At 58.1% G+C, this 19,215-nt stretch carries 18 protein-coding genes; 14 read left to right on the top strand and 4 right to left on the bottom strand.

The window, feature by feature from the left end:
* Window positions 1–9: 9 nt before the first annotated feature.
* Window positions 10–462: a flavodoxin gene (locus tag ACJ8PE_RS17255; protein ID WP_033644870.1), complete on the top strand. Its 453-nt coding sequence runs from the start codon at window positions 10–12 to the stop codon at window positions 460–462.
* 57 nt (window positions 463–519) lie between these two features.
* On the opposite strand, the gene ACJ8PE_RS17260 is transcribed toward ACJ8PE_RS17255, so the two are convergent.
* The 4 genes from ACJ8PE_RS17260 to map form a co-directional block, all read right to left on the bottom strand.
* Window positions 520–909, bottom strand: coding sequence for a DUF3461 family protein (locus tag ACJ8PE_RS17260; RefSeq protein WP_004931929.1), 390 nt, complete (start codon window positions 907–909; stop codon window positions 520–522).
* Window positions 910–1,038: 129 nt separating this feature from the next.
* A complete protein-coding gene (gene dapD, locus ACJ8PE_RS17265; RefSeq protein WP_004931932.1) occupies window positions 1,039–1,863 on the bottom strand; it encodes a 2,3,4,5-tetrahydropyridine-2,6-dicarboxylate N-succinyltransferase in 825 nt (274 codons plus the stop codon).
* Window positions 1,864–1,905: 42 nt separating this feature from the next.
* Window positions 1,906–4,569, bottom strand: coding sequence for a bifunctional uridylyltransferase/uridylyl-removing protein GlnD (gene glnD, locus ACJ8PE_RS17270; RefSeq protein WP_033652507.1), 2,664 nt, complete (start codon window positions 4,567–4,569; stop codon window positions 1,906–1,908).
* A 73-nt stretch (window positions 4,570–4,642) separates the two neighbouring features.
* Window positions 4,643–5,437, bottom strand: a complete 795-nt coding sequence (gene map, locus ACJ8PE_RS17275) for a type I methionyl aminopeptidase (RefSeq protein WP_028127527.1) — start codon at window positions 5,435–5,437, stop codon at window positions 4,643–4,645.
* A 345-nt stretch (window positions 5,438–5,782) separates the two neighbouring features.
* Between map and rpsB the strand changes: the two genes are divergently transcribed.
* The 13 genes from rpsB to lpxA all read left to right on the top strand — a co-directional run bounded on the left by rpsB (window position 5,783) and on the right by lpxA (window position 19,215).
* Window positions 5,783–6,508: a 30S ribosomal protein S2 gene (gene rpsB / locus ACJ8PE_RS17280; protein WP_016929891.1), complete on the top strand. Its 726-nt coding sequence runs from the start codon at window positions 5,783–5,785 to the stop codon at window positions 6,506–6,508.
* A gap of 129 nt (window positions 6,509–6,637) precedes the next feature.
* The gene (gene tsf / locus ACJ8PE_RS17285) at window positions 6,638–7,489 is read left to right on the top strand and encodes a translation elongation factor Ts (protein WP_033644872.1); all 852 of its coding nucleotides are present in this window, start codon (window positions 6,638–6,640) and stop codon (window positions 7,487–7,489) included.
* Between the two features lie 148 nt (window positions 7,490–7,637).
* Complete coding sequence (pyrH, locus tag ACJ8PE_RS17290; protein ID WP_004931940.1) at window positions 7,638–8,363, top strand: UMP kinase; 726 nt, start codon at window positions 7,638–7,640, stop codon at window positions 8,361–8,363.
* A gap of 119 nt (window positions 8,364–8,482) precedes the next feature.
* Window positions 8,483–9,040, top strand: coding sequence for a ribosome recycling factor (gene frr, locus ACJ8PE_RS17295; RefSeq protein ID WP_025160240.1), 558 nt, complete (start codon window positions 8,483–8,485; stop codon window positions 9,038–9,040).
* Window positions 9,041–9,197: 157 nt separating this feature from the next.
* Window positions 9,198–10,403 carry a 1-deoxy-D-xylulose-5-phosphate reductoisomerase gene (ispC, locus tag ACJ8PE_RS17300; protein WP_213588199.1) on the top strand — a complete coding sequence of 402 codons (1,206 nt, stop codon included), beginning with the start codon at window positions 9,198–9,200 and terminating at the stop codon, window positions 10,401–10,403.
* A 268-nt stretch (window positions 10,404–10,671) separates the two neighbouring features.
* Entirely contained in the window at window positions 10,672–11,430 is a 759-nt protein-coding gene (ispU, locus tag ACJ8PE_RS17305) for a (2E,6E)-farnesyl-diphosphate-specific ditrans,polycis-undecaprenyl-diphosphate synthase (RefSeq protein ID WP_033644874.1), read from the top strand.
* Window positions 11,431–11,439: 9 nt separating this feature from the next.
* Window positions 11,440–12,282 carry a phosphatidate cytidylyltransferase gene (cdsA, locus tag ACJ8PE_RS17310; protein WP_033644875.1) on the top strand — a complete coding sequence of 281 codons (843 nt, stop codon included), beginning with the start codon at window positions 11,440–11,442 and terminating at the stop codon, window positions 12,280–12,282.
* A gap of 27 nt (window positions 12,283–12,309) precedes the next feature.
* Complete coding sequence (gene rseP / locus ACJ8PE_RS17315; protein ID WP_025304033.1) at window positions 12,310–13,665, top strand: sigma E protease regulator RseP; 1,356 nt, start codon at window positions 12,310–12,312, stop codon at window positions 13,663–13,665.
* A gap of 35 nt (window positions 13,666–13,700) precedes the next feature.
* Window positions 13,701–16,127, top strand: coding sequence for an outer membrane protein assembly factor BamA (gene bamA / locus ACJ8PE_RS17320; RefSeq protein ID WP_149542254.1), 2,427 nt, complete (start codon window positions 13,701–13,703; stop codon window positions 16,125–16,127).
* 156 nt (window positions 16,128–16,283) lie between these two features.
* The gene (gene skp / locus ACJ8PE_RS17325; RefSeq protein ID WP_004931958.1) at window positions 16,284–16,781 is read left to right on the top strand and encodes a molecular chaperone Skp; all 498 of its coding nucleotides are present in this window, start codon (window positions 16,284–16,286) and stop codon (window positions 16,779–16,781) included.
* A 3-nt stretch (window positions 16,782–16,784) separates the two neighbouring features.
* The gene (gene lpxD / locus ACJ8PE_RS17330; protein ID WP_025304030.1) at window positions 16,785–17,807 is read left to right on the top strand and encodes a UDP-3-O-(3-hydroxymyristoyl)glucosamine N-acyltransferase; all 1,023 of its coding nucleotides are present in this window, start codon (window positions 16,785–16,787) and stop codon (window positions 17,805–17,807) included.
* Between the two features lie 160 nt (window positions 17,808–17,967).
* Window positions 17,968–18,423: a 3-hydroxyacyl-ACP dehydratase FabZ gene (fabZ, locus tag ACJ8PE_RS17335; RefSeq protein WP_004931962.1), complete on the top strand. Its 456-nt coding sequence runs from the start codon at window positions 17,968–17,970 to the stop codon at window positions 18,421–18,423.
* Between the two features lie 3 nt (window positions 18,424–18,426).
* A complete protein-coding gene (lpxA, locus tag ACJ8PE_RS17340) occupies window positions 18,427–19,215 on the top strand; it encodes an acyl-ACP--UDP-N-acetylglucosamine O-acyltransferase (RefSeq protein ID WP_033644878.1) in 789 nt (262 codons plus the stop codon).

A 19,215-nucleotide genomic window follows, 5' to 3' on the forward strand; every position in this document is an offset into this window, starting at 1 on the left:
GTAGGAGCCATGGCTCAGGTTGGTATCTTCGTGGGAACGGTCTACGGCAATTCGCTGCTGGTGGCGGAAGAGGCGCAAAACATCCTCAGCGAGCAGGGCCATGAGGTCAAACTGTTCGAAGAGGGCACGCTGGAGGCCTGGCAGTTTTATCGTCAGCACTACGCGCTGGTGATCACCTCCACCACCGGGCAGGGCGATCTGCCGGACAGCATCGCGCCGCTGTTCCACGCTATCCGCGATCAGGTTGGCTATCAGCCGGAGCTGCGCTATGGGCTGATCGCCCTCGGCGACAGCAGCTATGACCACTTCTGCGGCGCCGGGCGCACGTTCGATGCGCTGCTGCAGGAACAGGGCGCCACCCGCGTTGGCGAAGTGCTGGAAATCGATGCGATGGAACAGCCGGAGCCGGAAGTGGCCGCCTGCCCGTGGGTCGAGCAGTGGGGCACGCTGCTACAGTCATAACGTAAAAAGGCGCCGCAAAAGGGCGCCTTAACGATGATGCGGGTCAACCGATCCGCATTATTTGCCGCGGGTGAGTTTTTCCAGATCGGCTTCGATCTCGGCAATCTTGTGCGACACCACGCCTTCGAGATGGCGCAGGTCGTCGAGGATTTTACGCTTCAGATCCACTTCCACCTGATCGCGCTGGCACAGCTGATCCAGCTCGTCGATCACGTAACGCAGGTTCGGGTTAATCTCGTGAATTTCCTTGTAGCCCTGGCCGGCGTTGTCCGCCACCACGGTTTTACGCTGGCGCGGATACTTGAACTTCACGCTCTTGGCGAAGAACTCGCCCTTGTCCTTGCGGAAATAGATCTTGAGGATGTCGTTGTTGGCCTCTTGACGCAGGCTATAGCGATCGACGTCTTCCGGTTGATTGATGCCCAAACTCTTCAAGTTATCGTACATACTGCGCCCTCTTTAGATGTGATCGTTATATTCCACGACTGCGATTATGGCGGAAAGCGAGATCTGCGACTGTGACTGCCAGCGAAACGCAGACAAAAAAATAGCGGGTGAATCACCCGCTATTTCAATTTAGTCGATAGTACGCAATAACTCATTAATGCCGACTTTACCGCGCGTTTTGGCGTCGACTTTCTTGACGATCACCGCGCAGTACAGGCTGTAAGAACCGTCTTTCGACGGCAGGTTGCCGGAAACCACCACCGAGCCCGCCGGCACGCGGCCGTAATGGATTTCGCCGGTCTCGCGGTCATAGATGCGGGTGCTCTGGCCGAGGTAGACGCCCATCGAAATCACCGAGCCTTCTTCCACGATCACGCCTTCCACCACTTCGGAACGCGCGCCGATGAAGCAGTTGTCTTCGATGATGGTCGGATTGGCCTGTAGTGGCTCGAGCACGCCGCCGATGCCGACGCCGCCGGACAGGTGAACGTTTTTGCCGATCTGCGCGCAAGAACCGACGGTGGCCCAGGTGTCGACCATGGTGCCTTCGTCGACGTAGGCGCCGATGTTAACGTAAGACGGCATCAGCACGGTGTTGCGAGCGATGAACGCGCCCTGGCGCACGGTGGCCGGCGGCACGACGCGGAAGCCTTCCTTCTGGAAGCGCGCTTCGTCGTAGTCGGCGAATTTCATCGGCACTTTGTCGTAGTAGCGGGTTTCCGCGCCGTCCATCACCTTGTTGTCGTTGATGCGGAAAGAGAGCAGCACGGCTTTCTTCAGCCACTGGTGGGTGACCCATTGACCGTCGATCTTCTCGGCGACGCGCAGGGCGCCGCTGTCCAGCAGGCCGATCACCTGGTTTACCGCTTCGCGCGTTACGGTGTCTACGTTCGCCGGGGTGATGTCCGCACGGCGTTCGAAGGCGCTTTCAATAACGTTCTGTAATTGCTGCATGCTGTTCTCTTTCCTGATGTTGTCGGTAAAAAGTTACTTGTATCACATTTTATCGTTTGGGGTGAGGGCCTCTGTCAACCGTTGCTCCAACTTTCTGCGCGTTTCTTGGTCGAGCGCGCGCCGCTCGCCGTCGGCCAGGATAAACAAATCCTCGACCCGCTCGCCGATGGTGGAAATGCGCGCGCCGTGCAGCGACAGCCCCAGATCGGCGAACACTTCGCCCACCCGCGCCAGCAGGCCGGGTTGGTCGAGCGCGGTCAGCTCCAGGTAGCTGCGGCGATCGGTGTGGGTCGGCAGGAAGGTGACCTCGGTCGGCACGCTGAAGTGGCGCAGCTTGGAAGAGGGGCGGCGCACGCGCGGCGGCTGGTACTCACGCTGGGTGATGGCCTGCAGCAGCGCCTGGCGGATCGCCGCGTGGCGATCCTGCGCCAGCGGGCTGCCGTCCGGCTCCAGCACGATAAAGGTGTCCATCGCCATACCGTCGCGGTTGGTGAAGATCTGGGCGTCGTGCACGCTCAGGTTGCGGCGATCCATCTCCCCGGCGACGGCGGCGAACAGATAAGGACGATCCGGGCTCCAGATGAAGATCTCGGTGCCGCCGCGCGTCGCCTGGCGGCTGACCAGCACCAGCGGCTGGGTGGAATCGTGGGCCAGCAGATGGCGGGCGTGCCAGGCCAGCTGATTCGGCGAGTGGCGCAGGAAATAGTCGGCGCGGCAGCGGCTCCAGATGCGGTGCAGCGCCTCTTCGTCGATGTTGTCCATGCGCAGCAGCGCCAGCGCCTGCAGCCGGTGGTGACGCACGCGTTCGCGCAGATCCGGGCTGTTTTGCATGCCGCGGCGCAGCTGTTTCTCGGTGGCGAAATACAGCTCGCGCAACAGGCTCTGCTTCCAGCTGTTCCACAGGGTTTCGTTGGTGGCGCAGATATCCGCCACCGTCAGGCATACCAGGTAGCGCAGGCGAGTTTCGCTCTGCACTTCGCTGCTGAACTGCTGGATCACTGTCGGATCCTGGATATCGCGGCGCTGCGCGGTGACCGACATCAGCAGGTGGCAGCGCACCAGCCAGGCCACCAGTTGGGTTTCTCGCGAATTGAGGCCGTGCAGCTCGGCGAACTCCACCACGTCCTCCGCGCCGAGGATCGAGTGATCGCCGCCGCGCCCTTTGGCGATATCGTGGAACAAGGCCGCCAGCAGCAGCAGTTCCGGGTGCGGCAGGCGCGGATACAGCTCCACGCACAGCGGATGGCGAGGCCGGGTTTGCGGATCGGCGAAGCTCTCCAGCTTCTGCAGCACCCGGATAGTGTGTTCGTCGACGGTATAGGCGTGGAACAGATCGAACTGCATCTGCCCGACGATCTTGCCCCACTGCGGCATGTAGGCCCACAGCACGCTGTGACGGTGCATCGGCACCAGCGCGCGCGACACCGCGCCGGGATGGCGCAGGATGGCCATGAACAGATCGCGCGCTTCCGGGATGGTGCACAGCGGCTGTTTCAGGTGGCGGCGCGCGTGGCGCAGCTGGCGCACGGTGGTGGAGTAAATGCCTTTGATCTCGCGGTTGCGCACCATCAGGTAGAACATGCGCATGATGGCTTGCGGCTCGCGGATGAACAGCGTTTCGTCACGCAGATCGATCAGATCGCCGCGCAGTTGGAAATCGTCGTTCAGCGGACGCGGTTTTTCGGTGGCGTCCAGCGCCAGGATGGCTTCGTCGAACAGCTGCAGCAGCATGTGGTTCAGCTCGCTGACGCGCCGCGTCATGCGGTAGAAGTCTTTCATCATGCGCTCGACCGGCTCGTTGCCTTCGCCTTCATAGCGCAGCAGCTGCGCGACGCTGAGCTGGCGATCGAACAGCAGACGGTTGTCGTAACGCGGCAGCACCAGGTGCAGCGCAAAGCGGATGCGCCACAGGAAGCTCTGGCATTCGTTCAGCTCGTTGCGTTCGGCCTGGGTGAGAAAGCCGAAGCCGACCATTTCGTCCAGCGAGGTGGCGCCGAAGTGGCGGCGCGCCACCCACAGCAGCGTGTGGATGTCGCGCAGGCCGCCGGGGCTGCTTTTGATATCCGGCTCCAGGTTATAGCTGGTGCCGTGGTAGCGCTGATGACGTTCTTGCTGCTCGTTGATCTTGGCGTGGAAAAACTGCGGCGAAGGCCAAAAGCCGTCGCTGAAGATATGTTTTTGCATCTGCAGGAACAGCGCGACGTCGCCGCAGATCATGCGCGATTCGATCAGGTTGGTGGCCACGGTCAGATCCGCCAGCCCTTCCAGCAGACACTCTTCCAGGGTGCGCACGCTGTGGCCCACTTCCAGCTTGAGATCCCACAGCAGGGTGATGAATTCGCCGACCCGCTGCGACTGTTGCTCCGTCAGCCGGCGCTGGCTGAGCACCAGCACGTCGATATCCGACAGCGGATGCAGCTCGCCGCGGCCGTAGCCGCCGACCGCCACCAGCGCGGTTTCCGGGATATCTTCAAAGCCGTAGAACGTCCACAGCCGGCGCAGCAGGCGATCGATGAAGTCGCTGCGCGCCGCCACCAGGCTTTCTGCGCTGGAGCCGGCGTCGAACGCCGCCGCCAGCCACAGCTGAAACTGTTCCAGCCGCTGTTTCAGCACCGGGCAGGTGAGCTCGTCGTCGCCGTAGGCGCTGGGGGAGGCGGGCGGCATCGGCACGGCCGGGGCCGCCTGTTGAAGAAGATTGTCAGACATAGTGCGCAGCCCATAAAAAAGGCCGGCATAAGCCGGCCTGGTGATATTCTGCACGCGGCGTTCGCCGCGGTGCTTACATCTCGTGCGTAATGATGTTGGGGATGGTGTCATCCTTGCGCAACGTCATTATCTCGCAGCCGTTATCAGTCACCACAATAGTATGCTCATACTGCGCCGACAAGCTGCGATCTTTGGTTTTTACCGTCCAGCCGTCTTTCATGGTGCGGATGCGGTAGTCGCCGGCGTTGACCATCGGTTCGATGGTGAAGGCCATGCCCGGCTGCAGCACCACGCCGCCGTCGTCCGCGTCATAGTGCAGCACCTGCGGCTCTTCGTGGAACACTTCGCCGATGCCGTGGCCGCAGTACTCGCGCACCACGGAGAACTTCTCGGCTTCGACGAATTGCTGGATAGCCTTGCCCAGGGTGCGCAGACGGATGCCCGGTTTGACCATCTTCAGCGCCAGATACAGGCTTTCCTGAGTGACGCGGCACAGGCGCTCGCCCAGAATGGTCGGTTTGCCGACGATGAACATCTTCGAGGTGTCGCCGTGGAAACCGTCTTTAATCACGGTCACGTCGATGTTGACGATGTCGCCGTCTTTCAGCGTTTTGTCGTCGCTCGGGATGCCGTGGCACACCACTTCGTTCACCGAAATGCACACGGATTTCGGGAAGCCGTGATAGCCGAGGCAGGCGGAAATGGCCTGCTGCTCGTTGGTGATGTACTCGTGACAGATACGGTCCAGCTCGCCGGTGGTCACGCCAGGTTTGACGTGCGGCTCGATGATCTCCAGCACTTCGGCGGCCAGGCGGCCGGCCACGCGCATTTTTTGGATGTCATCAGGTGTTTTAATTGAGATTGCCATGAAATTCGTCCGCAGGTGTCGTTATCGTCGACAATAAGAAGCAGTGACTTATGGTATCAGCCCGGCCGGGGGCTGCCAAATTTCATTTCCTGACGCCCGGCGAAACGCAACAAAAGTTGGTGTCGGCGGCGGGTTTATGGTATAAAGCGCGCCGGCGATCCGTGTCTTGGTTCTTGTGACCTGGCGGGAATGAGCCGAAAATACTTTAACTGCACTCATTTTGTGTAAATAACACACACGTATCGGCACATCCGCCGGGGTGCCCTGAGGTGACTTGTCGCCGCCAGGGTCGGCGTTATGGGATACGTGGAGGCATAACCCCAATTAATCTATAGAGGTTTAATCATGGCAACTGTTTCCATGCGCGACATGCTCAAGGCTGGTGTTCACTTTGGTCACCAGACCCGTTACTGGAACCCGAAAATGAAGCCTTTCATCTTCGGCGCTCGTAACAAGGTTCACATCATCAACCTGGAGCAGACTGTACCAATGTTCAACGCCGCTCTGGCTGAACTGAGCAAGATCTCTTCCCGTAAAGGCAAGATCCTGTTCGTTGGTACCAAACGCGCAGCAAGCGAAGCGGTAAAAGACGCTGCGAACAGCTGTGACCAGTTCTTCGTGAACCACCGCTGGTTGGGTGGCATGCTGACTAACTGGAAAACCGTTCGTCAGTCCATCAAGCGTTTGAAAGATCTGGAAATCCAGTCTCAAGACGGCACCCTGGACAAGCTGACCAAGAAAGAAGCGCTGATGCGCACTCGTGAACTGGCCAAGCTGGAAAACTCCCTGGGCGGTATCAAAGATATGGGCGGTCTGCCAGACGCACTGTTCGTTATCGATGCCGATCACGAGCACATCGCGATCAAAGAAGCCAACAACCTGGGTATCCCGGTATTCTCTATCGTTGATACCAACTCCAACCCAGACGGCGTTGACTTCATCATCCCTGGTAACGACGACGCAATCCGTGCAGTAAACCTGTACCTGACTGCTGTTGCTGCCGCTGTGCGTGAAGGTCGTTCTCAAGATCTGGCCGTTCAGGCGGAAGAAGGCTTCGTAGAAGCTGAATAATAAGGCAAGCTCGTCACTGAGCCCTTATTAACCAGGTATTGACATATGTTGGTTAGGGGGGCCTGTAAAGGCCCCCTTTGCTTATCTGAATGAGAACTGTCTCCACGCGAGATAACCGAGGAAAAATAAATGGCTGATATTACCGCTGCCCTGGTAAAAGAACTGCGCGAGCGTACCGGCGCTGGCATGATGGATTGCAAGAAGGCGCTGGTTGAATCCAACGGCGACATCGAACTGGCAATCGAAAACATGCGTAAGTCCGGTGCGATCAAAGCCGCTAAAAAAGCAGGCAACGTAGCTGCTGACGGCGTGATCAAAACCAAGATCGAAGGCAACTACGGCATCATTCTGGAAGTTAACTGCCAGACTGACTTCGTTGCGAAAGACGCCGGTTTCCAGGCGTTCGCCGACAAAGTGCTGGATGCCGCTATGGCCGGCAAAATCACTGACGTTGACGTGCTGAAAGCACAGTTCGAAGAAGAGCGCGTAGCGCTGGTGGCAAAAATCGGCGAAAACATCAACATTCGTCGCGTTGCTTCCCTGGAAGGCGACGTGCTGGGCAGCTACCTGCACGGCGCGCGCATCGGCGTTCTGGTTGCGGCTAAAGGCGCTGACGAAGAGCTGGTTAAGCAAATCGCAATGCACATTGCGGCGAGCAAGCCAGAGTTCGTGAAGCCAGAAGACGTGTCTGCTGAAGTGGTAGAAAAAGAGTACCAGGTTCAGCTGGACATCGCCATGCAGTCCGGCAAGCCGAAAGAAATCGCAGAGAAAATGGTTGAAGGCCGCATGAAGAAATTCACCGGCGAAGTTTCTCTGACCGGTCAGCCTTTCGTTATGGATCCGAGCAAATCCGTTGCTCAGGTGCTGAAAGAGCACAACGCTGACGTGACCAACTTCATTCGCTTCGAAGTGGGCGAAGGCATCGAGAAAGTCGAAACCGACTTCGCTGCTGAAGTTGCCGCGATGAGCAAACAGTCTTAATGACTGTCGATGGAACCGCCGTCTGGCGGTTCCATACTACCCAGCCAGAATTACACCGGTGGCAGGCCCTGCAGCGTGATGCTCACCTCAGGCGCGTTTCATCGGCTGAAATCCCCAATACTAATACTGCTTCTTAGGACAGAACACCATGGCAACCAATGCAAAACCCGTATATCAGCGTATTCTGCTTAAACTGAGTGGCGAAGCCCTGCAAGGTGCAGAAGGTTTTGGTATCGACGCCAGCGTTTTGGATCGCATGGCTCAGGAAGTGAAAGAGCTGGTCGAACTGGGAATTCAGGTCGGTGTAGTTATTGGCGGCGGGAACTTGTTCCGCGGCGCGGGGCTGGCGCAAGCCGGCATGAACCGCGTAGTGGGCGACCACATGGGAATGCTGGCTACCGTGATGAACGGCCTGGCTATGCGTGATGCACTGCACCGTGCCTATGTGAACGCCCGCCTGATGTCGGCGATCCCGCTGAACGGCGTATGTGATAATTACAGCTGGGCAGAGGCTATCAGCCTGCTGCGCAACAACCGCGTGGTGATCTTCTCCGCCGGTACCGGCAACCCGTTCTTTACCACCGATTCCGCCGCTTGCCTGCGCGGCATCGAGATCGAAGCGGACGTGGTGCTGAAAGCCACCAAAGTGGATGGCGTATACTCCGCCGATCCGGTGAAAAACCCGGATGCGACGCTGTATGAACAATTAACCTATCAGGACGTGCTGGAGCGCGAGCTGAAAGTGATGGATCTGGCGGCATTTACGCTGGCCCGCGATCACGGTCTGCCGATCCGCGTGTTCAACATGAACAAGCCTGGTGCGCTGCGCCGCGTGGTGATGGGTGAGAACGAAGGTACGTTGATCAGCAAATAAGGCTGTTCACACCTCTTTTTCGGAGCGCGTGACGCCAGGCGCCGCGCGCTCTTCGAGTACGATTACGGGCTATACTTGAGTATCGCCTGCCAAGTAACCAGCTTCCAAGGGTTTGCAACGTGACTAATGAAATCAGAAAAGATGCTGATTCACGCATGGAAAAAAGCGTAGAAGCATTCAAAAACCAAATCAGCAAGATCCGTACCGGCCGCGCTTCTCCAAGCATTCTGGATGGCATCATGGTGGAATACTACGGCGCCGCTACGCCGCTGCGTCAGCTGGCCAACGTGACCGTGGAAGACTCCCGCACGCTGAAAATCAACGTATTCGACCGCAGCCTGAGCCAGGCCGTTGAGAAAGCGATCATGAGCTCTGATCTGGGCCTCAACCCGTCTTCCGCCGGTTCTGACATTCGCGTTCCGCTGCCTCCGCTGACTGAAGAACGTCGTAAGGATCTGATCAAGATCGTGCGCGGCGAAGCCGAGCAGGGCCGCGTAGCGGTGCGTAACGTGCGTCGCGACGCCAACGACAAGGTCAAGGCGCTGCTGAAAGATAAAGAGATCAGCGAAGACGAAGAGCGTCGTTCACAAGACGAGATTCAGAAAATGACCGACGCTTACATCAAGCTGGTCGACGCCGCGCTGGCGGAGAAAGAAAAAGAGCTGATGGAATTCTAATCAGCATCGCGCAGAAAAAAAGCGTCGCCTGGGCGGCGCTTTGTTTTTTGTGGCGCAGATCCCGTTTCATCGTACTGAAAGATCATGGACAAGCGGTGTCCAAGGTTCCACACTGGAGCACCTCCGATCTCATCAGACAGTTATTCAGAGTGAACTCATGAAGCAACTGACCATTCTTGGCTCGACCGGCTCGGTAGGGACCAGCACCCTGGCCGTGGTCAGGGCGAATCTCGACCGTTTTGCGATCAAAGCGCTGGTTGCCGGCCGCAACGTTGCGGTCATGGCGCAGCAATGCATGGAATTTCGGCCCGCGTTTGCCGCGATGGCGGATGAAAGCGCCGCGCGCGAGCTGCGCGCTATCCTGGCGGAGAACGGTGTCGCTACCGAAGTGTTGGCTGGGGAACAAGCGGCCTGTGAATTGGCCGCTTTGGATGACGTCGATCAAGTGACGGCGGCCATCGTCGGCGCCGCGGGGCTGTTGCCGACGCTGGCGGCGATCCGCGCGGGCAAGCAGGTGCTGCTGGCCAACAAAGAGTCGCTGGTCACCTGCGGCCGTCTGTTTATGGACGCGGTGCGGCAAAGCCAGGCGCAACTGCTGCCGCTCGACAGCGAGCACAACGCGATTTTTCAGAGTTTGCCTGAGAGCATTCAGCGCCAGTTGGGATACTCTTCACTGGACAGTCATGGTGTTTCGCGCATCGTGCTTACCGGTTCCGGCGGCCCGTTCCGCACCACGCCGTTGGAACAGTTCGCCGCGATGACGCCGGATCAAGCCTGCGCCCACCCAAACTGGTCGATGGGCCGCAAGATCTCGGTGGATTCCGCCACCATGATGAACAAAGGTCTGGAATACATTGAGGCCCGCTGGCTGTTTAACGCCTCGGCCGAGCAAATGGAAGTGATCCTGCACCCGCAGTCGGTGATTCACTCGATGGTGCGCTATGCAGACGGCAGTGTGCTGGCGCAGTTGGGGACGCCGGATATGCGCACGCCAATCGCTCACGCGATGGCGTATCCGCAGCGCGTGAATTCCGGTGTGGAAGCGCTGGACTTCTGCCGTATCGGTTCGCTGACCTTCGCCGAACCGGAGCGTGAGCGTTATCCTTGCCTGTATTTGGCGATCGAAGCGTTCGATGCCGGCCAGGCGGCCACCACCGCGCTGAACGCGGCCAACGAAATCGCCGTGGCGGCATTTTTGCAGCAGCAGATTCGCTTTACCGATATCGCGGCGGTCAATCGCCAGGTGGTGGAACGTCTCGCGCTGCAGGAACCGACGAGCATCGAAGCGGTCTTAGACATTGACCGTCAGGCCCGCGCCGCCGCTGAGGAGCGGGTTCGCGCGTTGTGCGGCCGATCACGGTGATTATCCGATTTTGCTCGTAATTCGCGTGCGCCGCAGCGGGGCCGTTTGTTCATGCCCCGCTGAGGTGGTATAGTCTGCGCCACCTGTCAGCGGTTATACCGTTGAATTATGGCCCGATTGGCGCCTTGTGCGTCAATGGCGGCCCGGCTGCGCCGGGTATCGCAAGGGCAGGCTGAAAGCCGTGTCGGGCACACGGCTTTTTTTGCGCGTAAGGGCCTGATGTTCCGGAAAGGCAGTTATATTTCTATTGAGGAAATAAGTACGAGTTATGTCGTCCGCAAACCAACAAGAGGCTAATCCATCTTCCCCGGGGCCGCGCCATGTCGCCATTATCATGGACGGTAACGGACGCTGGGCCAAACGTCAGGGCAAGTTACGTGTCTTCGGTCATAAAGCGGGGGTGAAATCGGTTCGCCGCGCGGTCAGCTTTGCCGCCAGCCACCATTTAGATGCGCTCACGCTTTATGCCTTCAGCAGCGAAAACTGGAACCGTCCGGTGCAGGAAGTCTCTGCCCTGATGGAGCTTTTTGTCCGCGCTTTGGATAGTGAAGTAAAAAGCCTGCATAAACATAACGTCAGGCTGCGAGTGATCGGCGATATCAGCCGATTCAGCGCGCGTTTGCAGGAGCGGATCCGCCGCTCTGAAGCTCTGACGGAAAATAACGATGGCCTGACGCTCAATATCGCTGCCAACTACGGCGGCCGTTGGGATATCATTCAGGGAGTAAGGGAACTGGCCGAACAGGTACGGGTAGGCGAGTTGCACCCGGATCAGATCAGCGAGGAATTATTGAACGAGCGGGTTTGCATGAGCGACCTGGCGCCGGTGGATCTGGTTATCCGCACCGGTGGCGAGCATCGCATCAGTAATTTCCTGCTGTGGCAAATCGCCTATGCTGAACTTTACTTTACTGATGTGCTCTGGCCTGATTTCGATGAACTTGTCTTTGAAGGTGCGCTGAATGCATTTGCACAACGTGAGCGCCGCTTCGGGGGAACAACACCTAACGGCGCCGATGCGTCCTAGGGAGAACTTTTGCTGAAGTATCGCCTCATAACTGCTCTGATTTTAATCCCGATCGTTATCGCGGCGCTGTTCCTGTTGCCGCCGTTGGCCTTTGCTCTGGTAACGCTCGTCGTGTGCATGTTAGCTGCCTGGGAGTGGGGCCAACTGGCCGGTTTTACCTCCCGTTCGCAGCGCATCTGGTTGGCGATACTGTGCGGTTTTCTGCTTGCGCTGATGATGCTCAGCGTCCCCGCTTACCATCAATCCGTGCCGCAGATAAGCGGCTCGCTGTGGCTGTCGTTGGCCTGGTGGCTGGCGGCGTTGCTGTTGGTGCTGTTCTATCCCGGCTCGGCCGCTATCTGGCGCAATTCGCGCCCGCTGCGCCTGCTGTTTGGCCTGCTGACCATCGTGCCGTTTTTCTGGGGCATGCTGGCGCTGCGCCAGTTCGGCTACGAGCAAAACCCGTTTACCGGCGCCTGGTGGCTGCTGTACGTGATGTTGCTGGTGTGGGGCGCAGATTCCGGTGCCTACATGTTCGGCAAGCTGTTCGGCAAGCATAAGCTGGCGCCGAAGGTCTCGCCGGGTAAAACCTGGGAAGGGTTGATCGGCGGGTTGCTGACGTCGGCGGTGATCTCGTGGCTGTTCGGCCGCTACGCGCCGCTGAACGTGGTGCCGACCACGCTGCTGGCCTGTTCGGTGATCGCCGCGCTGGCTTCGGTGCTGGGCGATTTGACCGAAAGCATGTTCAAACGCGAAGCGGGCATCAAGGACAGCGGGCATTTGATTCCCGGTCATGGCGGCATACTGGATCGTATCGACAGCCTGACCGCGGCGGTGCCGGTGTTTGCCTGCCTGATGCTGTTGGTGTTTTAATCCGTCGATGACGGAAAGTGAGGGATGATGGTCAGCGTGCTTTGGAACCTGGTGGCGTTTCTGATTGCGCTCGGTATCTTGATTACCGTGCATGAGTTCGGACACTTTTGGGTTGCCCGTCGTTGCGGCGTGCGCGTTGAACGCTTCTCCATCGGCTTCGGCCGGGCGCTGTGGCGCCGAACCGATCGCCAGGGCACCGAGTACGTTATCGCTCTGATCCCGCTCGGCGGCTACGTGAAGATGCTGGACGAGCGCGTGGAGTCGGTGGCACCGGAGATGCGCCACCAGGCCTTCAACAATAAAACCGTCTGGCAGCGCGCGGCCATCATCAGCGCCGGCCCCATCGCCAACTTCCTGTTTGCTATCCTTGCCTACTGGCTGGTGTTCATCATCGGCGTGCCGAGTTTCCGTCCGGTGATCGGCGAAATCGCGCCGCAATCGATCGCCGCCAAGGCTGAAATTTCGTCTGGCATGGAACTAAAGTCGGTTGACGGCATCGAAACGCCTGATTGGGAGTCAGTTCGTCTGGCGCTGGTGGCGAAGATTGGCGATGCGCAAACCGAAGTCGGCGTAGCGCCGTTCGGCTCTTCGCAGGTGGTGACCAAAACCCTGGACTTGCGCCAGTGGAACTTTGAACCGGACAAGCAGGATCCCGTTGTCGCGCTGGGGATTATGCCGCGCGGCCCGCAGATCGAATCCGTGTTGGCGGAAGTGCAGCCGAACTCGGCGGCGCAAAAGGCGGGTTTACAAGCGGGGGACAGGATCGTTAAAGTCGATGGTCAGCCGTTGGGTCGTTGGCAGACGCTGGTGAAGCGTATCCACGATGGCCCGGGGCAACCGCTGGCTTTGGAGATTGAAAGAAACGGCGCCCCCTTGTCTTTGACGCTGATACCGGATACAAAGCCGGTGGGAAAAGACAAATCGGTGGGGTTTGCAGGCATCATTCCAAAGGTGCTGCCGCTGCCGGAAGAGTATAAGACGATTCGCCAGTATGGACCGTTCCCGGCGCTGTATCAGGCCGGCGACAAGACCTGGCAGCTGATGCGGCTGACGGTCAACATGCTGGGCAAATTAATAACCGGTGATGTAAAGCTGAACAACCTGAGTGGCCCGATTTCGATTGCACAGGGAGCTGGGGCGTCAGCCGGAGTCGGATTCGTGTATTATCTGATGTTCCTGGCGTTGATTAGCGTCAACCTGGGGATCATCAACCTGTTCCCATTACCGGTGTTAGATGGTGGGCATCTCCTCTTCCTGGCGATAGAAAAGCTGAAGGGTGGGCCGGTTTCCGAGCGAGTACAGGACTACAGCTACCGCATAGGTTCGATCGTGTTGGTGTTGTTGATGGGTCTTGCACTTTTCAATGATTTTTCCCGCCTTTAGGGGCGGGGATAGGTTAGGAAGAACGCATAACAACGATGGCGATGAAAAAGTTGCTCATAGCGTCGCTGCTGTTTGGCAGCGCCACCGTATACGGTGCAGACGGGTTCGTAGTGAAAGACATTCATTTCGAAGGCCTGCAGCGAGTTGCCGTCGGTGCGGCGTTACTCAACATGCCGGTTCGCGTCGGCGATACCGTCACTGACGATGACATCAGTAATACCATTCGTGCCTTGTTTGCCACCGGCAACTTCGAGGACGTGCGCGTACTGCGCGATGGTAATACCTTGATCGTGCAGGTGAAGGAACGTCCTACCATCGCCAGCATCACTTTCTCCGGCAACAAGTCGGTGAAGGATGACATGCTCAAGCAAAACCTGGAAGCCTCCGGCGTCCGGGTGGGCGAGGCGCTCGACCGCACCACGATTTCCAGCATTGAAAAAGGGCTGGAAGACTTCTATTACAGCGTTGGTAAATACAGCGCCTCGGTGAAAGCCGTGGTCACGCCGTTGCCGCGCAACCGTGTCGACCTGAAACTGGTGTTCACGGAAGGGGTCTCCGCCAAGATTCAACAAATCAACATCGTCGGCAACCACGCCTTCACCAACGACGAACTGATCTCGCGCTTCCAACTGCGTGACGAAGTGCCGTGGTGGAACCTGGTCGGCGATCGCAAATACCAGAAGCAAAAACTGGCGGGCGATCTCGAAACCCTGCGCAGCTTCTATCTGGATCGCGGCTATGCCCGCTTTAACATCGATTCTACCCAGGTGAGCCTGACGCCGGATAAAAAAGGCATCTACATCACCATCAACATCACCGAAGGCGATCAGTACAAGCTTTCTGATGTTGTCGTGAACGGCAACCTGGCCGGCCACTCGGCGGAAGTCGCTCAGATCACCAAAATCGAGCCGGGCGAGCTGTATAACGGCAGCAAAGTGACCAAAATGGAAGACAACATCAAAACGATGTTGGGCCGTTATGGTTACGCCTACCCGCGCGTCGGCACCCAGCCGGAGATCAATGACGCGGATAAAACCGTCAAGCTGCACGTCAACGTTGACGCGGGCAACCGTTTCTACGTGCGCCGCATCAAGTTCGAAGGCAACGACACCAGCAAGGATTCCGTACTGCGTCGCGAAATGCGCCAGATGGAAGGCGCCTGGCTCGGCAACGAGCAGGTCGAGCAGGGCAAGGAGCGTCTGAACCGCCTGGGCTACTTCGAAACGGTCGACGTGGAAACCCAGCGCGTGCCGGGCACTGCCGATCAGGTCGACGTGACCTACAAGGTGAAAGAACGCAACACCGGTACCTTTAACTTCGGCGTCGGTTACGGCACCGAGAGCGGCGTCAGCTTCCAGGCCGGCGTGCAGCAGGATAACTGGTTGGGTACCGGCTACTCGGTCGGCATCAGCGGCACCAAGAACGATTACCAGACGTACACCGAATTCTCGGTCACCAACCCGTACTTCACCGTTGACGGTGTGAGCCTGGGCGGCCGCGTCTTCTACAACGACTTTAAAGCGGATAACGCGGACCTGTCCGACTACACCAACAAGAGTTACGGTGTTGACGGCACGCTGGGCTTCCCGATCAATGAAAACAACTCGTTGCGCACCGGCCTGGGCTATGTCCACAACGGCCTGTCGAACATGCAGCCGCAGATCGCCATGTGGCGTTACCTCGACTCGATGGGCGTGGATGCGAACAAGACCGACCGCGCCAGCTACTCGACGGACGACTTTACCCTGAACCTGGGCTGGACCTACAACAACCTGGACCGCGGCTACTTCCCGACTTCGGGTAACCGCACCACGTTGAACGGCAAGGTCACCATTCCGGGCTCGGACAACGAATACTACAAGGTGACGCTGGACAGCGTACAGTACGTGCCGATCAACGACGACCGCACCTGGGTGCTGTTGGGTCGCGGCCGTCTGGGTTACGCGGATGGGCTGGGCGGCAAGGAAATGCCGTTCTACGAGAACTTCTACGCCGGTGGTTCGAGCACCGTGCGTGGCTTCCAGTCCAACACCATTGGTCCGAAGGCGGTGTACTACAACTCCAATTCGTACCAGTGCCAGTTCAACGCCGGCAGCACCACCGATCGTCAGAGCATCTGTGGTTCGGATGACGCGGTGGGCGGTAACGCCATGGCGGTCGCCAGCCTGGAGCTGATCACCCCAACGCCGTTCATCAGCGACAAATACGCTAACTCTGTGCGCACGTCGCTGTTCATCGATGCGGGTACCGTGTGGGATACCAAGTGGAAGAATACCAACGATACGCTGATGTACGGCGTGCCGGACTACAGCAAGGCCAGCAATATTCGTTCTTCCGCCGGTATTGCGCTGCAGTGGATGTCGCCATTGGGGCCATTGGTGTTCTCTTACGCCAACCCGATCAAGAAATACGAAGGCGACAAGTCCGAACAGTTCCAGTTTAACATCGGTAAGACCTGGTAACGGGTCTCGCCTCTGGGCATAACAGTTATTAAGAATCGCAATGGCCAGGCGCCCGCCGGCAGAGGGAGATGATTCTCATTGTTTGGTGGGATAAGTCTGGCAAATTGTGTACTTCAGTGTCATATGACACAAATGGGTGATGGTAAGGAGTTTATAGTGAAAAAGTGGTTGTGTGCCGCAGGCCTCGGTTTAGCAATGGCTGCTTCAGCTGGCGTTCAGGCAGCAGATAAGATCGCTGTCGTTAACGTCTCCAGCATTTTCCAACAGCTGCCGGCCCGCGAAGCGGTCGCTAAACAGCTGGAAAACGAGTTTAAAGGCCGTGCAAGCGAACTCCAGAACATGGAACGTAGCCTGCAGACCAAAATGCAACGTCTGCAGCGTGACGGCGCTACCATGAAAGCCAGCGACCGCAGCAAGTTGGAAAAAGACGTGATGGCGCAGCGCGAGCAGTTCTCTCAGAAAGCCCAGGCTTTCGAGCAGGACAACCGTCGTCGCCAGATGGAAGAGCGTAACAAGATCCTGAGCCGCATTCAGGACGCGGTGAAATCTGTCGCGAGCAAAGGCGGTTATGACGTGGTGATCGACGCCAACGCCGTTGCCTATGCAGACTCTTCCAAAGATATCACTGCTGACGTGCTGAAACAGGTTAAATAACACATGCTTTCAATTCGACTGGCTGATTTAGCGCAGCAGTTGGATGCACAATTGCACGGTGATGGCGATCTCGTCATCACCGGCATTGCTTCTATGCATTCGGCACAGCCTGGCCAAATCACGTTTTTGTCAAACAGCCGCTATCAAGAGCAGCTGTCTTCCTGCCAGGCAAGCGCCGTGGTGCTTACCGAAGCGGATTTACCACACTGCCGTGCTGCGGCGCTGGTGGTTAAGAACCCTTACCTGACCTATGCGCGCATGGCGCAGCTGATGGACACCACGCCGTCGCCGGCTCAGGATATCGCGCCAAGCGCGGTGATCTCGCCTGAAGCGCAGCTGGGGCAGAACGTCGCCATTGGGGCGAACGCGGTGATCGAGTCGGGTGCGGTGCTTGGCGATAACGTGGTTATCGGCCCGGGCTGCTTCATCGGCAAACACGCACGCATCGGCGCGGGAACGCGTCTGTGGGCGAACGTAACGATTTATCATGCGGTCGAAATCGGCCAGCGCTGCCTGATTCAGTCGGGCACCGTGATCGGCGCAGACGGTTTCGGCTATGCGAATGAGCGCGGCGAGTGGATCAAGATCCCTCAGTTGGGCACGGTGATTATCGGCGATCGCGTCGAAATCGGCGCTTGCACCACCATTGACCGCGGCGCTTTGGATAACACCCAAATCGGGAATGGTGTTATCATCGACAACCAATGCCAGATTGCACATAACGTCGTGATTGGCGACAATACCGCCGTCGCCGGCGGTGTGATCATGGCCGGCAGCCTGAAAATCGGCCGCTACTGCCAGATTGGCGGCGCCAGCGTGATCAACGGTCACATGGAAATTGCCGACAAGGTTGTTGTTACCGGAATGGGAATGGTTATGCGACCAATCACCGAACCTGGGGTATACTCTTCGGGCATTCCGTTGCAGCCTAACAAGGTTTGGCGTAAAACCGCTGCGTTGGTAATGAATATCGATGAGATCAGCAAGCGCTTGAAAGCTGTCGAACGTAAAGTCGGAAAAGACTAGTCATTGCCGCCCGCCCTGGCGGGTACAAAACGAAACGCGTTGGTCGTGAGACCAAAAGCGCAAAGAGATGTTAATTTGCGGCCTGCATGATGATCTCCTTTTGGGGTCAGCGCAGGCCGTGTTGTTGATGCCATCAGTTTTTAGAGACAGGAAGAGTATTTTGACTACTGACACTCATACTCTGGATATTGCAGAAATTTTGGATCTGCTTCCTCACCGTTACCCGTTCTTGCTGGTCGACCGCGTCCTCGAGTTTGAAGAGCACAAATATCTGCGTGCGGTGAAGAACGTATCGGTGAATGAACCGTTTTTCCAGGGCCACTTCCCTGGCAAACCGATTTTCCCAGGCGTATTGATCCTGGAAGCCATGGCGCAGGCCACAGGCATCCTGGCGTTTAAAAGCGTCGGCAAACTGGAACCGGGCGAGCTGTATTACTTCGCTGGTATCGATGAAGCTCGCTTCAAGCGCCCTGTGGTGCCAGGCGATCAGATGGTCATGGAAGTCACCTTCGAGAAAACTCGCCGCGGTCTGACTCGCTTCAAAGGCGTGGCGACCGTTGACGGTAAAATTGTCTGCGAAGCAACCATGATGTGTGCCCGCAGCCGGGAGGCTTAATCCGTGATTGACCAAACCGCCTTTATCCATCCTAGCGCGATAGTCGAAGAAGGCGCCGTGATTGGCGCCGGCGTGCATATCGGCCCTTTCTGCTACGTCGGCTCCCAGGTGGAAATCGGCGCCGGCACGGTGCTGAAATCCCACGTGGTGGTAAACGGCATTACCAAGATTGGCCGCGATAACCAGATTTATCAGTTCGCCTCTATCGGCGAAGTGAATCAGGATCTGAAATACGCGGGCGAGCCGACGCGTGTGGAAGTGGGCGATCGCAATCGCATCCGCGAAAGCGTCACCATCCACCGCGGCACCGCGCAGGGCACCGGCCTGACCAAAGTGGGCAACGATAACCTGCTGATGGTCAACGTGCACGTCGCCCACGACTGCGTAGTCGGCAATGCTTGCGTGCTGGCCAACAACGCCACGCTGGCGGGGCACGTGGAAATCGACGATCACGCCATCATTGGCGGCATGACCGCGATCCATCAGTTCTGCATTATCGGCGCGCATGTGATGGTAGGCGGTTGTTCCGGTGTCGCTCAGGACGTGCCTCCTTTCGTCATCGCTCAGGGCAACCACGCTACGCCGTTCGGCGTCAACGCGGTCGGCCTCAAGCGCCGCGGTTTTGACAAGGATGAAATGCAGGCGATCCGCAACGCCTACAAGATCCTGTATCGCAGCGAAAAAACGCTGGATGAAGCGAAAGCGGAAATCGAAGCCCTGGCCAAAGAGCAGCCGGTGGTGCAGCAGTACCTCGATTTCTTCACCCGTTCCACCCGTGGCATCATTCGCTGA

Origin of the sequence: Serratia sp. CY74737, from assembly GCF_052166775.1 — a bacterium.
GTDB classification, from domain to species: domain Bacteria; phylum Pseudomonadota; class Gammaproteobacteria; order Enterobacterales; family Enterobacteriaceae; genus Serratia; species Serratia ureilytica.

Coding starts and splice junctions, on each gene's coding strand:
- ACJ8PE_RS17255 (WP_033644870.1), top strand. CDS start 10: ATGGCTCAGGTTGGTATCTTCGTGGGAACGGTCTACGGCAATTCGCTG.
- ACJ8PE_RS17260 (WP_004931929.1), bottom strand. CDS start 909: ATGTACGATAACTTGAAGAGTTTGGGCATCAATCAACCGGAAGACGTC.
- dapD (WP_004931932.1), bottom strand. CDS start 1,863: ATGCAGCAATTACAGAACGTTATTGAAAGCGCCTTCGAACGCCGTGCG.
- glnD (WP_033652507.1), bottom strand. CDS start 4,569: ATGTCTGACAATCTTCTTCAACAGGCGGCCCCGGCCGTGCCGATGCCG.
- map (WP_028127527.1), bottom strand. CDS start 5,437: ATGGCAATCTCAATTAAAACACCTGATGACATCCAAAAAATGCGCGTG.
- rpsB (WP_016929891.1), top strand. CDS start 5,783: ATGGCAACTGTTTCCATGCGCGACATGCTCAAGGCTGGTGTTCACTTT.
- tsf (WP_033644872.1), top strand. CDS start 6,638: ATGGCTGATATTACCGCTGCCCTGGTAAAAGAACTGCGCGAGCGTACC.
- pyrH (WP_004931940.1), top strand. CDS start 7,638: ATGGCAACCAATGCAAAACCCGTATATCAGCGTATTCTGCTTAAACTG.
- ispC (WP_213588199.1), top strand. CDS start 9,198: ATGAAGCAACTGACCATTCTTGGCTCGACCGGCTCGGTAGGGACCAGC.
- ispU (WP_033644874.1), top strand. CDS start 10,672: ATGTCGTCCGCAAACCAACAAGAGGCTAATCCATCTTCCCCGGGGCCG.
- rseP (WP_025304033.1), top strand. CDS start 12,310: ATGGTCAGCGTGCTTTGGAACCTGGTGGCGTTTCTGATTGCGCTCGGT.
- bamA (WP_149542254.1), top strand. CDS start 13,701: ATGGCGATGAAAAAGTTGCTCATAGCGTCGCTGCTGTTTGGCAGCGCC.
- lpxD (WP_025304030.1), top strand. CDS start 16,785: ATGCTTTCAATTCGACTGGCTGATTTAGCGCAGCAGTTGGATGCACAA.